The following is a 13,191-nucleotide window of genomic DNA, read 5'->3' on the forward strand; positions in this document are numbered from 1 at the left end:
GTGGCAGGTTAACCACCTGCCTCCGGATACCCAACGGAACTGGAACATGGAAAATATGCGTTCATTGTCATTGGGAAAAAGCGAAAAGACAGAGCAGAGAACACTGCGCCACGTTCTAAATAGTGCTGCACCGTACTTATTCATGGCACCCGCAGCAATTATTCTCATTTTTGCACTTGTCTATCCGGTTGGTTACATGATGTTTGCCAGTTTCTATGATTGGAGGCCCAGTCAGCCATTTTCTGACGCTGAATTTGCGGGGCTGAACAATTATATCTGGCTGCTTCAAGATCCTGGTTTCTTAGAGTCGTTTTTCGTGACAGTGACATTTGCTTTTACGGTAGTGCTGCTCGAAATGGCCTTGGGTGTGGGTTTGGCACTGATGCTCGAAAGACCGATGAAAGGGATGTCGGTCTACCGGACGATATTTATCCTTCCGATGATGATCGCGCCTATCGCCGTGGGTTTGGTGTGGCGCTATATGTATAACCCGCAATTTGGAATCTTCAATAAGATGCTCAATGCCATGGGATTTGAGAGTGTTCCCTGGCTTTCAGACCCTTCTTGGTCGCTCTTTTCCATCATTCTCGCGGATATCTGGCAGTGGACGCCTTTTGTGATGATCCTTTCTTTGGCGGCACTTCAGTCACTGTCGAGTTCGGTTGTAGAAGCGGCGCGTTTGGATGGGGCGAATAACTGGAATTTAATCTGGCATATCAAAATCCCGCTGATGTTGCCAGTACTCATCGTCACACTACTACTTAGGCTGATCGATGCATTCAAAGTGCTGGAGGTCATTATGATCCTCACTAACGGCGGGCCTGGGCTATCAACAGAAATACTGTCCCTGAGGATTTTCAAAACGGTCACAGACAGCCAAGAGCTTGGCCTTGCTGCTGCACTTTCAAATATGCTTTTGGGCTTGGTGCTGATCATCACCATTGTGATGTTTGTGTTTAATAAAATGCGTGCAACACGCAGCAGTAGAATGAAAACTGCAGCAGAGAAGTATTAGGGAGATTGGGTATGAAACGAAGCACAGTAAACACAGTCCTGTATTACTCAGTACTTCTGTCACTGGTTGTATTTTCATTGGGGCCGATCGTCCTAATGTTCATCACTTCTTTCAAGTTGAAAGTCGACATCATGAGCGACAGCACTGCGTGGTTTTTCATTCCGACCCTACAGAACTATGCCACCATGCTTGACGATCGTTCGTTGGTAAACAATGTCAGCAACTCTCTCTATGTGGCTATCGTTTCAACTGTGATCACGTTAGTCGCGGGATGTATGGCAGCGTATGCCATTGTTCGCTATCGGTTCTTTGGCAGGGATGTGGTTTCAATGACGACCTTGGTGATGCGGATGGTGCCGCCAGCCGTCTTGCTAGTTCCAGTGTTCGGTATATGGACGTTCGACTATCAGATAGATGGGACACTCAACGGCATTGTCCTTATCTATACGGCGATGAACTTACCATTTGTGATTTGGATATTGCAGAGCTTCATTACGCAGATACCGATTCAGTTAGAGGAAGCAGCAAGGATGGATGGGGCAAATCCCTTTCAGGTCTTTTTCCACATCATCTTGCCTGTGATTCAACCAGGTTTAGCAGCGGCTTCCATCTTTACGTTCAGAATAGCGTGGAATGAATTTCTTATTGCCAACGCGATCTCTGACCGAAGTACGAGGACAACACCAGTGTATATCGTAAATTCGTTGACGGAATACAATATTGACTGGGGTGCAATCATGGCAATGGGCGTCCTCTTAGCGATTCCTCCCATCATTTTTACCTTTATTGCATCTAAACAGATTATTTCGGGGATGACAGCCGGTGCTGTGAAGGGGTAGCAATGAGGTGGCTGTTAAACAAGCTTGCTATCAAGCCGCTGTGTCGTTGGCAGAAAAGAGCCTTCGCATTTGGAGCGGTTCTGATAGCGATGGGGGCATGCATATTCGTTACATTGCTGGTTTACCCTCATATCGCGCTAGATGCGGAAAAATCTAATCTAACCTCACTCACCGTAGATATAAAAAATGGTGAGTATGTCTATCACTTATCCGGTTGTGCGGCTTGTCATACAAGTTTGGGTAATGGCTCGAAAGCAGCAGCGGGTGGTAAGAGGATAAAAACGCCTTTTGGAACGCTTTTATCTTCCAATATCACACCGGATGAGACATTCGGGATAGGTGACTGGAGTATCGCTGAGTTTGAAGGGGCGATGAGAAAGGGTATTTCTCCGGATGGGTATTTTTATTATCCAGCCTTTCCATACACAACATATGCGCGCATGAGCGATCAAGATATTGTGGATCTCAAAGCATATATCGATGCCGGTATTGCACCTGCAGCTGAAAACGTAGAAGAGAAAACACTCCCGTTTCCTTTCAGTATCCGTTCGGGACTTGGAATATGGAATATTTTTTATGCGGATGATGACAACATTGTTCCTACTTCTGACGGTGAAGCTTCTCCAGAATTAAGGCGTGGGGCATATCTAGTTGAAGCATTAGGGCATTGCGGAGAGTGCCATACACCAAGGGATGCTTTGGGCGGTATTTTGCGTGATAAATGGATGTATGGTGTGGAGATCGGAGAATTCAATCCTGCGCCGAGTCTATTGAACTCTCCTGATGCACTGGGAGATTGGAGCAAAGAGGATTGGCGTCGCTTTCTGAAAGCAGGACTGTTACCAGACGGAAATCACACTGGCGGAGAGATGGCTCTGGTTGTCGACGAGATCACCTCTAAGCTCAGCGATGAAGACGCGGATGCAATGACAGTATACTTTCAATCACTGCGGGGGGGAGATGAAAGGTGAAATGGTTACTATCACTTCTCATATTATTTTCTTTTGTATCCAGTGCAGATGAGCCAGCGCTATGTAATACGTATCAGCATCAGGCGCGTCTCATCGACAGCGATCTTATTCTCTGCTGGTCAGTGGGTGATGATGATTTGAAAGTCAAAGCTATTCATCCAGGAGAAGTCTGGATAGGACTTGGCTTCGGTAAGACAATGACAAACGCTGACGCGGTCATTGGATATATAGATAAAGCTCTCGTTATTGATAGCTACATGTCGGGCAGGCTTCAGGTCGATATCAATGACGATCCAGAGCAGAATATCACCGGCTCATCTATTGAGTTTAACAACGATGATACCACCCTGATATTTGAACGCATTCTGGATACCGGCGACATCAGGGACGCGGTGATTAATCCATCTCAATTTACTGATTTGTTGTGGGCTGTTGGTGGGAATAAGTCGTTTGGCCTTCACCCAGAATATGGGGTGCAGCAAATTCATTTTGGGAGTGGCGCGCAAGCAGAAAGAAGCTTTTCGGTTCTCATTATCCTCCATGCGCTTTTACTGGTATTGAGCTGGGGGATCTTGTCTCCAATCATTATTACAGTCACTCGTTATTTTAAGGTCACCCCCGGGCAAAATTTTCCAATTTCTCTCGATAACAAGTTTTGGTGGGTCACCCACTGGTTAGGTCATGCTGGTGTTATTGTATTGTCTATCATTGCATTTGGATTAAGTGTTTGGAGTATTGGCGGTTTTGACCTCTCAACCCTACATGCAAAGGTAGGTATAGTGGTGTTGGGACTATCAGTTATCCAGGGAGGATATGGCTGGGCAAGGGGAACAAAAGGAGGGCCTATTGATGATCATGGGAATCCAGTGCCCAGAAACATGTGGTATGGTGATCACTATAACATGACGCTGTATCGTCGGCTCTTTGAGTGGTTACACAAATCGATGGGCTATGTAGTGCTAATAGCTTCACATCTGTGTTTGTACACAGGATTCTTTCTCTTCAACCTTGGAGCCTGGGCGTATATTCTGTTGCTTGTTATGGAAGTTCTCATGGTTGGTGCGTATGTGCTTTTCAGTCTCCAACACCGTTGGATAGATACTTACCATGCTATATGGGGCTTTAGCCGCTCTCACCCTGGCAATAGATTTAGCAAGCGGCCTTATAAAGAGTAATCAATACACTTTTTAGAAACCATTTTTACCACGCATGACCTCTAGCGTGGTGTCGTAAACGCTATTGAGGTGATTGACCATCATCTCTTCTGCTCTATCTGGGTCTCGATTTTCTAAAGCCTGATAAATCCTCACGTGTTCTTTGTAACTCTTTTCAATGCTTCCATCGACAGACAGTACAACGCGCCTGAATTGAAGGCCAAATGCATAGAGCTCTTGAGCATATTTGTTGAGCAATTCATTAGGAACGCATTCGGCAATTAAACGGTGGAACTGTTTATCAGACAGTTGAAAATGAACGGGCTGATCGAACAGCTTTTGTTGTTGTTCAAGCAGCGACGCCATGCTCTTGAGGCCAAACTCATCAATATTTAGAGTCGCTTTTCTAACGATCGCCCGCTCGATGATTTTTCGGGTTTCAAATACCGTATCTATATCGTGATTGTTTATCTGAAGATCTGACAGACTTGGATTCAGTTCCTGACACTTTTCTAGAAGGTCTGTTGTTCTGTTAATGGTTGTTTTTGCACCGTGTGAGATGTTAAGCAAGCCGAACTCAGATATCAGCCCCAATGAACCGCGAACCGTTTCTCTACTTACACCAAAAGTGTTTGAGAGTTCTCGTTCACTTGGGAGTTCGTCACCGTCTCTCAGCAGTCCAGTGAAAATCATTTCTAAAATCTTTTCAGCGAGAATTTCTTTTTTGGTTTTGTTTCTTAGTTTGTGTTCATTATCTAAAAATAACAGAGACATAATAGGCAAGCCTTTTACTTTTATTCACGGGAGTGTCGACTGAAAACAAAAGCAGACTGATTGTTAACTGGTCTTTAAAGCATACCAGAAAACGAAAGGATGTTTGTAGTACTTGCGAGATCTGTATGGATATTAAGTAATCAGGCGTAATGATGATGAGGATATTCTGGAAAAAGATACAGAGCAGGGAATGTGCCCGCTGCTCTGTGATTGAGTAAAAATCGAGGTGTTCAGTTGTTTGGCGTCGAAGCCTCATCCAATAGGTACAAGATACTGCGGTATGGAATACCACTGTGATGAGTTAATCCAATCTCACAGGTTCTACTGTTGCTGAATCCACGCGTGCAACCATCCGGAATCTGGGTTTTGAGCGGTGAAAGGGCAGATTCATTGAGCTCTGGGGTAAAAAAGCCTTTATCGCCTGCAAAACCACAACACTCAATATGCTCAGGCACAATCACTTCCTTTGCACACGCTTTAGTGGCTTTCAGCAGAGTCTCTGCTAATCCCATACGTTTCGAACTGCAGGTGATATGAAGCATCACGGTTTCATCCAGTGGCTTGATATCCAACTCATCAATCAGATGTTCCATGATAAAGCCTGCTGGTTCCATGATATTCATGGTCTGGGAAAAGGTTTCCTTACTGAGTTTGGTGCAAGGGCTGGTGTCCATCAGCACTGGTACTTTTCCATGCTGGCTTACATGCCAAAGCGCGGCTTGAAGCTCCTCGCTTTTGTTCTTGGCGATAGAATTCATGCCTTTACTGTCATAAGGCATACCACAACAAAGTGATTTGAGCGCGTTTGGCATAATGACTTGATATCCCGCACGCTCGAGAAGTGACAATGTCACCTCAGTTAATGAGCGTTTGTCATCGCTGTTGACTTCATTGCCCATATTGCGTGAGGCACAAGAAGGGAAGTAAACGACTTTTTTCTCTTTAGCGATGGCAGATGGCTCGACCGGGGCACTATTAGCAACAGGAAAGCTTTCATACCAGATAGGTGTTTTGCCTTTTGTCAGTTTACGTAGTCCGTTAATAGCCGAACCGAGCGCTTTTTCGCCCACTGTTTTCTGCATGATCTTATTGGTGCTTAAACCGAACCGCGTCATTGCAGTGACGGCGGAGAAATGATCCGCGGTCCAAGTTGCTATCGGCGTAAAGCGTTTGTACTTTTCTGTTCGTACTCTCTTGATGAGATCGCCGGTGTTGATACCGACAGGACAGCGGTCGGCACACAAACCTGTTGCCGCGCAGGTATCCACACCCAAGTAGTCGAACGCCTTTTGAAGCTCTTTATGTCTATCTGTATTGCCTTCGCGCTCGAGACGGCTCAACTCGCGATAAATAACGATACGTTGGCGAGGCGACAGCGAAAGCGTCCTTGAAGGACACACAGCCTCACAGAAACCACATTCGATACAACGATCGACGAGATCGTCGGCTTTGGGCATCGGTTTCAGGTTCTTAACGTGTGCATGCGGGTCGTCATTGATGATCACACCTGGGTTAAGCAGCCCTTTGGGATCGAACAAGGTTTTGATGCAGTGCATCAGTGAATAGGCATCAGCTCCCCATTCCAGTTCGACATAAGGTGCCATGTTGCGACCTGTACCATGCTCTGCTTTCAAAGAACCGCCATATTTAACCGCAACGAGCTGTGCCACGTCGTCCATGAACTGACCGTAGCGCTCAACTTCTTCTGTGCTATCGAATCCCTGTGTGAAGACAAAGTGGAGATTACCTTCTAGCGCATGGCCAAAGATGATAACTTCGTGGTAATCATATTGGGTAAACAACGCCTGAAGCTCTCGTACGCCCGATGCCAAACGTTCAACAGGGAAGGCGACATCTTCAATAATGACAGTGGTGCCCGCTTCGCGAACAGCGCCGACGGCAGGGAACATACCTTTACGAATGCCCCAAAGCGTCGCGACGGTGTGAGTGTCTGAGGTGAATGCGACTTGATGCGGCACCTCATATTGCGCGATGGACGAGAGAATAGCGTCGCACTGTTGGTCGAGTGTTTCCTGATCCGCGGCGCGGGACTCCACCAGCAATGCGCAATGTTCGAGTGTGAGTTGTGGCAGAAAGTCAGGCATGCCGGGCTTGTCGGCGACGGAACGCAATGCACGTCCATCCATCATTTCTACCGAAGAAACTGGCGTTTTAGAAAGTGCGGTGACGGCATTTGATGCGGTTTCGATATCGTTAAACACCAACAAGGTTGATGCTTTGTTCGGGTGCTCTACCACTGTGTGGTAAGTGATCTCAGCAATAAAGCCCAATGTGCCTTCAGATCCCACCATCAAGTGCGTTAGCACATCGATAGGATCAGTGAAGTCAATCAAAGCGTTGAGTGCATAGCCAGTGGTGTTTTTTAAGCGGTATTTATGAGCGATACGTGACTTCAACTCGTGATTCGCGTTCACTTCATCACAGAGCGACTGAATACCTTCAATCAAATGCTGGTGGCTTTGTTTAAATTGGTCGACCGATTGGCTATTTGCGGTATCGAGAAGGGATCCATCGTGAAAAACGATCTTCATCGACTCGACGGTTTTATAGGTATTTTGCGCGGTACCACAACACATACCGCTGGCATTATTCGCCGCAATACCGCCGATTTTGCAGCTATTGATGGAGGCTGGATCCGGCCCGATCTTTCGGTCAAAAGGGGCGAGGTAGCGGTTGGCATCTGCACCGATCACACCTGGCTGTAGCCGGATTTTCTCACCGTCTTCGAGAATGGTGTGGTTACGCCAGTTATCTGTAAGCGTAATTAACACCGAATCAGACACCGCTTGACCGGAAAGGCTGGTGCCTGCTGCGCGGAAGGTAAACGGAACGTTCAGTTCGCCACAGGTTTGAATGATGAATACCACATCCTCTAAATCATCCGCCTGCGCGACAATTTTAGGGATTAAACGATAGAAGCTGGCATCCGTACCATAAGCCAAACGACGGGTTTCATCCGTGATGAGTCGCTGTTGCGGGATCCTTAGTTGTAACGCTTCATGAAGGGTCTTGTAGATTGAGTCAGCCAATGTTTGGCTCATGGTTGCTCCTTAACCAAAATCAGGATCAGGCGCTTCGGTCCGTGTGCGCCGTAGGCGAGTGTCTGTTGAATATCTGCCGTTTTTGACGGGCCAGAAATTAACACCAAATTTGTTGGTGGTTGGGTTTCCCATCCCGCTTCTTTCCAAAAAGGAGAAGCCATTAACTCGCTGAAATTAGACACAATGTCAGATTCATGAAGGATAGCAATATGAACAGGGGGAACCAGTGACAGGGCTCGCGGTTCGTCTTCGCCGGCAACAATCGCGAGGGTGCCAGTATCGGCAATAGCGGCTTTAATCACATTAACGCTGGCATCGACCTCTTGAAACAAGGTGGTTTTCAGCGCTTCCATGGTTTGGTCATATTTGAGCGCCATTGTGTCAGGGCATTGGTTTGCGATAACTTCCGCCAAGGGACTACTTTTCGAAAACAGCACTTTGCCGAATCCATTACTTTGAATGCATTCTATCAATGCCGTCTCAATGCTTCCTTTCTCGGTACGGATAATTTCCGTGTGGCTTGCTTCCATACACCCCAATAAACGCTCAACGCGGGCTTGACTGTTATCCGATGTCCAAGCTTGCCACGCTGGCAATTCATTGCTTTGCGGCGCGCGAGGTGCCGCGTTCAATTTGGCGAAGATCTCAGCGCGGGCTTGTTGACTCTGTGTTTTCATTTTTGGCCTCCGTTGCGCTGTGCGAGCTTGGCTTTAAGCGAGGTTTTGGCGAGTTTCGGCTTCACGCGACACTGCGTCCAGTTGCCGAGATGATTCGGGATGAGTCCGTTCATCTTTCTCGCGGCATCGAGGCCTGTGTGGTAGAGCGATGGGTGAGTGGCGGCGAAAGCGAAACTTTTCATCGCAGCCTTCTCTAGCGTATTGCTGGCCGCATTTTGCCCCATTAAAGCATTATGACCTGTTTCCGGCTTGTTCTTAGATTCCTGACGTAAACGCTGGTGCAGGGAAGGGATAGGAATGCGAACCGGACACACTTCCTCACAGGCACCGCATAAGCTGGATGCGGTAATCAGTTCTTTGGTGCTGTCGATACCCATCAGATGCGGAGAGATAATCTTCCCTATGGGGCCAGGATAGACTGTTCCGTAGGCGTGGCCGCCAATGCGGGTATAAACCGGACAGTGGTTCATGCAGGCACCACAGCGAATACATTGGAGTGTTTTGCGAAGTTCCTCATCGTGATAAGCCTGAGTCCGGCCATTGTCCAACAAAATAAGGTGGACTTCTTCGGGGCCATCCAACTCGCCTTCTTTGCGAGGGCTGCTGATCATATTGAAGTATGTTGTGATGTTCTGGCCAGTGGCGGAACGGGTCAAGGCACTATAAAGGGGTGGTACGTCAGACAGGAACTCAACCACCTTTTCGATACCTGTGATAGCAATATGGACGCTAGGAATCGTGGTACACATACGCCCATTGCCTTCGTTCTCAACCAAGCAAAGGGTGCCCGTTTCAGCCACGGCAAAGTTAACACCTGAAACACCAACCTCTGCTTCTTGATAGGCCTCACGAAGAGCGTTGCGGCCAGTTTGAATTAAGGTATCGACATCGGTCGTTGGCTTGAAATCGTTTAGGTTGTGTTCGAAAGTGTCCGAAACTTGCTGCTTGTTCTTGTGAATGGCGGGCATGATGATGTGCGAAGGGGTATCACCGTCCAATTGTACAATGTACTCGCCCATGTCGCTTTCTAAACAGCGTATACCTTGCTTTTCCATGTGGTGATTGAGGCCAATCTCCTCACTCACCATAGATTTTCCTTTCACCATGAGCGTGGCTTGGTGTTTCTCCGCAATGTCACTGAAAATGGCATTGGCCTCATCTGCATTAAGTGCCCAATGAACATGAATGCCGTTACGGGTGAGCTGGGTTTCTAGCTTTTCCAAAAGCTCTGGCAGCTTGCTTAAACAGCGCTGACGAATGGCTTCTGCCCGGTCGCGCACGGCTTTCTCTTCGGCTGCATCAGGAAAGGCGTCACGCCGTTTACCACGAAGGTAGTCCATCGCCCCACGGAAATTCTGTCTAAGCTCTTTGTCACCCAGTGCTTCTTTCGCCTGCAGGTGGAAATTTTCCGGTGTATTGTGACTCATTGTTCACCTCCTGCCACTCCAGTGCGCTCGGCCAAAAAACGGGCGATATGTTTACCCTTGAAGGTTTCTCCTTTGTATTCCAGTGCGCCATTGATATTGAGCATGCAACCCCAATCTGCGCTGACGAATTCAACGCCGCCAGTGTTTTTCAGGTTGTTTGATTTGTCCTCCACCATAGCTTCACTGATGTTCGGATGACGAACAGAGAAAGTGCCACCGAATCCGCAGCACTCTTCTTCATACTGGGGATGTTTCACTTCCACATTGTCGAGTTGTCCCAGCAAATGTGCGGTGTAAATGTGTACGTTCATTTCTCGTCGTGCGGCACAAGAGGTATGCATAGCGACGGTGGTTTGTTCACCTTGGTCTTTGAATTGTGCGCGGCAGATATTGGTCAGAAACTCTGTGAGCTCAAAGACTCGTGATGAAAAAGACTTGGCTGTGGCTTCAAGGGGATGATCTTTAAACAGGCGAGGATAGTGATGAACCATCATGCCACCACAGGAGCCGGATAGAATGACCACGGGAATGTTCTCTGGAAACAGAGACATTTGGTGTTCAGCGACGGCTCTGGCTTCTTCTGTATAGCCCGAGCTGTAAGCAGGCTGTCCGCAACAGGTTTGTTTAGGAACAAACTCGACGTTTATGCCTTGTTGCTCTAACAGAGAAATGGCGTCTAATCCAGTATCCGGGTCAAAAGCATCCACCAGACAAGTAGCGTAGAGGTAAATCTTCCGTGGTTTTGCAGGGTAGATCCGAGGTTGTTGCATGTGCTGTCCTCGCGACATTGCTTTCATTGAGATCTAGTCAGTCTTTCAGCGACTGGATTTTCTTATTATTGGAATTTGAGAATAATGCGTACACGATAGTTCGATAAATAGCATTGAATGAATTTATTGTTTCCAAAAACAATATAATGACAAGGATTTTGGTTGTTTCAGGCAAAAGAAAAGCGCCAATTTGGCGCTTTTCGCAGGGGAGAGCAGGGGGTTTTAAAGCAAAGAGCTCGCCATTTCACGACCTGCTCCTCGAATATCATCAAGCGAATCAACAATGCCCTCGTTAAGGCCAAGCATGCTGTATTCGAGTTGGTGATTAAGCCAGGTGATTTTGGCTTCTTCGTCTGGAAGACTATCCCAGTTATCATCAACCTTGGCAGAGAAATTAATGATAGCAGCCAGTTGGGAAAAGCTGTCACCCTGAACAGCCCCGTATTGGTGCGCAATGGCATCGACAAGCGTATCGGCGAATTTCCAGCTTCGCGCTAATTCACCACCGAGTTGTGCGTTATCGGTGCTTAGCACAATTTGTTGGGCTTCTGATTTGGTTTTACCCGCTTCTATGTGAAGTTCAACCTTCTGGGCTTTGTCTGGATATACGGTGTAAATCAGGAGGTCGCCAATGTTATGAAGCATACCTGCTGTAAATGCTTCGTTTTGATCTGATTTCAGTTCTTTAGCCACGGTTTTGCAAAGCGTTGCGACTTCGAAGGTGGCAGCCCAATACTCATTAATATCCAACCCTTCAATTTTAGGGAAAGTACTCATCAGCGCTGAAGCGGTAACTAGCGTGCGGATCGGCCCAAGACCCAACCGGATTACCGCTTCATCAACAGAGGCAACACTTCGGCCACGACCAAAGTGAGCTGAATTTGACAGACGTAAAACGCGGGCACTGATTACTTGGTCCATCGCGATTTTTTCGGAAATTTGGTTCATGTCTGAACCTTCACTATTCACCAAGTCCATCAATTCTTGAACAACTTTGGGAATCTTTGGGAGCCTATCGATATGAGAAAGTAGATCTGCAGTTGCCATATTTAACCTCAACGTAATATTGATAAATTAAATATAGAACAATGTATGAAAAGTGGTACCAAATATTGATCATAAGACATTGAAGCAACTGAAAAACCCAGTATGAGACTGGCTTCATATGGTATGTCGTACTAATTATACGAGTTGCGCTGACAAGAATTCAGATTTCCTAATATTGAATTTATCAACCAGTGCTTCAACAGCAGCTGTTTCGTATCCGCGTAGACCACTACATACCATTTTCTTTTTCCCTTCACCGATGACTTGGCCATTCTCTTTGAATATGAAGGCAAGAATCACGGCACCGCGCTTGCCGGACACTTCCATCGTAGAATTGGTCAGTTCGACGGTCGGGTTAGAAAAGCCCAGATGTTTAAAGTTGAGCTCCATGCTTTCATACATCACAAGGGGACGGTCTGGATTAATCATCATACCGCTTTGTTCCATAAGGGGAACCATGATGTGAGGGAAGTTCATGCCGGAAAATTTCACATAGTTTTGTGCAACATTGGCGGCGAGTTTCTCATTCACCAGATTCTCACCTTCACGCTGCATGGTCAGGTAGCATTTGCCATTCGAATCAATAACATCCAAATGTCCATTTTCGTCTTCACGAATGGTGAGCCCGAGGTTATCGGAAATCATACCCGAAAAACTGACTCGCATTTTCTGACTAATACCTGCTTTAGCAAGAAGAACAGAGAACAGCAGATCACCCGGCACACAGAATCGCTTTGAATCTTCGTCGTGTATTGGGTTGAAATCGCCCGCAACGAGTTTGGCGAAATGGCTGGCTTGTTGGCGAGTGAAAACGAATTGGCCGTCTTTCTTGCTGAAATAGTTATCTAACTTCATGATCTCTTATGGTGGATGTCCACTGTTAATCTTGTCGGGCATTGTAACTTAGCGACCAGGGGTAAATGGTCTAGCCAGTTATATAATGTGTCCTTGATAGATTCGGTCGAATGATTTTGTTTGAAGCGCTTCTACCATGGTCTTGGGGAAGAAAAGCAAATCCGGTAATTTATCTAATGACATCCAAACCATGCCAATCTGATCTTTATCTGGTTCTGACGCTTGGGTGATTTGTCGAAAATTGGTTGCTTCCACAAAGAGTTCGATTTGATGAAGGTGTTTTGGAAGATAAGTGGTATCCAATTGATCAGCAATAACTTCTCGGACAAAAAGGATATCCCCCATATCCGCTTCACCACCGGTTTCTTCTAACAACTCGCGCTTAAAAGCGATATCCAGCGTTTCATTGTGTCTGACGCCACCACCGGGAATAATGTACCAAAGGCCACGTTCGTCGCGGTGTTCAGCGAGTAAAATTGCGTTGTCCCGATAGCAGACTGCGCGAACAGAAACTCTGACTGGATGCATTGGTAAGTATCCCTTCCTGACGATGTGAACCAACAGCATACAGAGTTGCTGGGGAAGGATTCAATATGTTGT

Annotated in this window: 12 protein-coding genes; 4 read left to right on the forward strand and 8 right to left on the reverse strand. The window is 46.8% G+C overall.

The genetic code is table 11. The annotated features are described in order from the left end of the window. Positions 1 to 46 precede the first annotated feature (46 nt). The 4 genes from GMA8713_RS04630 to GMA8713_RS04645 are packed head-to-tail and all read left to right on the forward strand — an operon-like array spanning position 47 to position 4,000. A complete protein-coding gene (locus tag GMA8713_RS04630) occupies positions 47 to 1,015 on the forward strand; it encodes a carbohydrate ABC transporter permease (protein WP_062706224.1) in 969 nt (322 codons plus the stop codon). A gap of 11 nt (positions 1,016 to 1,026) precedes the next feature. Then, on the forward strand, positions 1,027 to 1,854 hold the full coding sequence (locus GMA8713_RS04635; protein WP_062706227.1) for a carbohydrate ABC transporter permease: 828 nt from the start codon (positions 1,027 to 1,029) through the stop codon (positions 1,852 to 1,854). Between the two features lie 2 nt (positions 1,855 to 1,856). Further along, the gene (locus GMA8713_RS04640; protein WP_062706230.1) at positions 1,857 to 2,825 is read left to right on the forward strand and encodes a c-type cytochrome; all 969 of its coding nucleotides are present in this window, start codon (positions 1,857 to 1,859) and stop codon (positions 2,823 to 2,825) included. Beyond that, on the forward strand, positions 2,822 to 4,000 hold the full coding sequence (locus tag GMA8713_RS04645; RefSeq protein WP_062706234.1) for a cytochrome and DOMON domain-containing protein: 1,179 nt from the start codon (positions 2,822 to 2,824) through the stop codon (positions 3,998 to 4,000). The genes GMA8713_RS04640 and GMA8713_RS04645 overlap by 4 nt, the downstream gene beginning before the upstream one ends. Positions 4,001 to 4,012: 12 nt before the next feature. On the opposite strand, the gene GMA8713_RS04650 is transcribed toward GMA8713_RS04645, so the two are convergent. The 8 genes from GMA8713_RS04650 to GMA8713_RS04685 all read right to left on the reverse strand — a co-directional run bounded on the left by GMA8713_RS04650 (position 4,013) and on the right by GMA8713_RS04685 (position 13,119). Next, entirely contained in the window at positions 4,013 to 4,753 is a 741-nt protein-coding gene (locus GMA8713_RS04650; RefSeq protein ID WP_062706237.1) for a FadR/GntR family transcriptional regulator, read from the reverse strand. 230 nt (positions 4,754 to 4,983) lie between these two features. Further along, the gene (locus tag GMA8713_RS04655; protein WP_062706240.1) at positions 4,984 to 7,815 is read right to left on the reverse strand and encodes an FAD-binding and (Fe-S)-binding domain-containing protein; all 2,832 of its coding nucleotides are present in this window, start codon (positions 7,813 to 7,815) and stop codon (positions 4,984 to 4,986) included. Then, positions 7,812 to 8,492, reverse strand: coding sequence for a LutC/YkgG family protein (locus GMA8713_RS04660; protein ID WP_062706243.1), 681 nt, complete (start codon positions 8,490 to 8,492; stop codon positions 7,812 to 7,814). The genes GMA8713_RS04655 and GMA8713_RS04660 overlap by 4 nt, the downstream gene beginning before the upstream one ends. Further along, entirely contained in the window at positions 8,489 to 9,919 is a 1,431-nt protein-coding gene (locus GMA8713_RS04665) for a LutB/LldF family L-lactate oxidation iron-sulfur protein (protein WP_062706246.1), read from the reverse strand. The genes GMA8713_RS04660 and GMA8713_RS04665 overlap by 4 nt, the downstream gene beginning before the upstream one ends. Next, the gene (locus GMA8713_RS04670; protein ID WP_062706249.1) at positions 9,916 to 10,689 is read right to left on the reverse strand and encodes a (Fe-S)-binding protein; all 774 of its coding nucleotides are present in this window, start codon (positions 10,687 to 10,689) and stop codon (positions 9,916 to 9,918) included. Before GMA8713_RS04670 ends, GMA8713_RS04665 begins: the two co-directional genes overlap by 4 nt. A 222-nt stretch (positions 10,690 to 10,911) precedes the next feature. Then, entirely contained in the window at positions 10,912 to 11,736 is an 825-nt protein-coding gene (locus tag GMA8713_RS04675) for an HDOD domain-containing protein (protein WP_062706251.1), read from the reverse strand. Between the two features lie 135 nt (positions 11,737 to 11,871). Next, positions 11,872 to 12,591 (reverse strand): DUF3581 family protein, encoded by a 720-nt coding sequence (locus GMA8713_RS04680; protein WP_062706254.1) that lies wholly within the window; start codon positions 12,589 to 12,591, stop codon positions 11,872 to 11,874. Between the two features lie 78 nt (positions 12,592 to 12,669). Continuing rightward, on the reverse strand, positions 12,670 to 13,119 hold the full coding sequence (locus GMA8713_RS04685; RefSeq protein ID WP_062706257.1) for an NUDIX domain-containing protein: 450 nt from the start codon (positions 13,117 to 13,119) through the stop codon (positions 12,670 to 12,672). Positions 13,120 to 13,191 lie beyond the last annotated feature (72 nt).

The sequence above is a fragment of the Grimontia marina genome, assembly GCF_900060185.1.
Lineage (GTDB): Bacteria > Pseudomonadota > Gammaproteobacteria > Enterobacterales > Vibrionaceae > Enterovibrio > Enterovibrio marinus.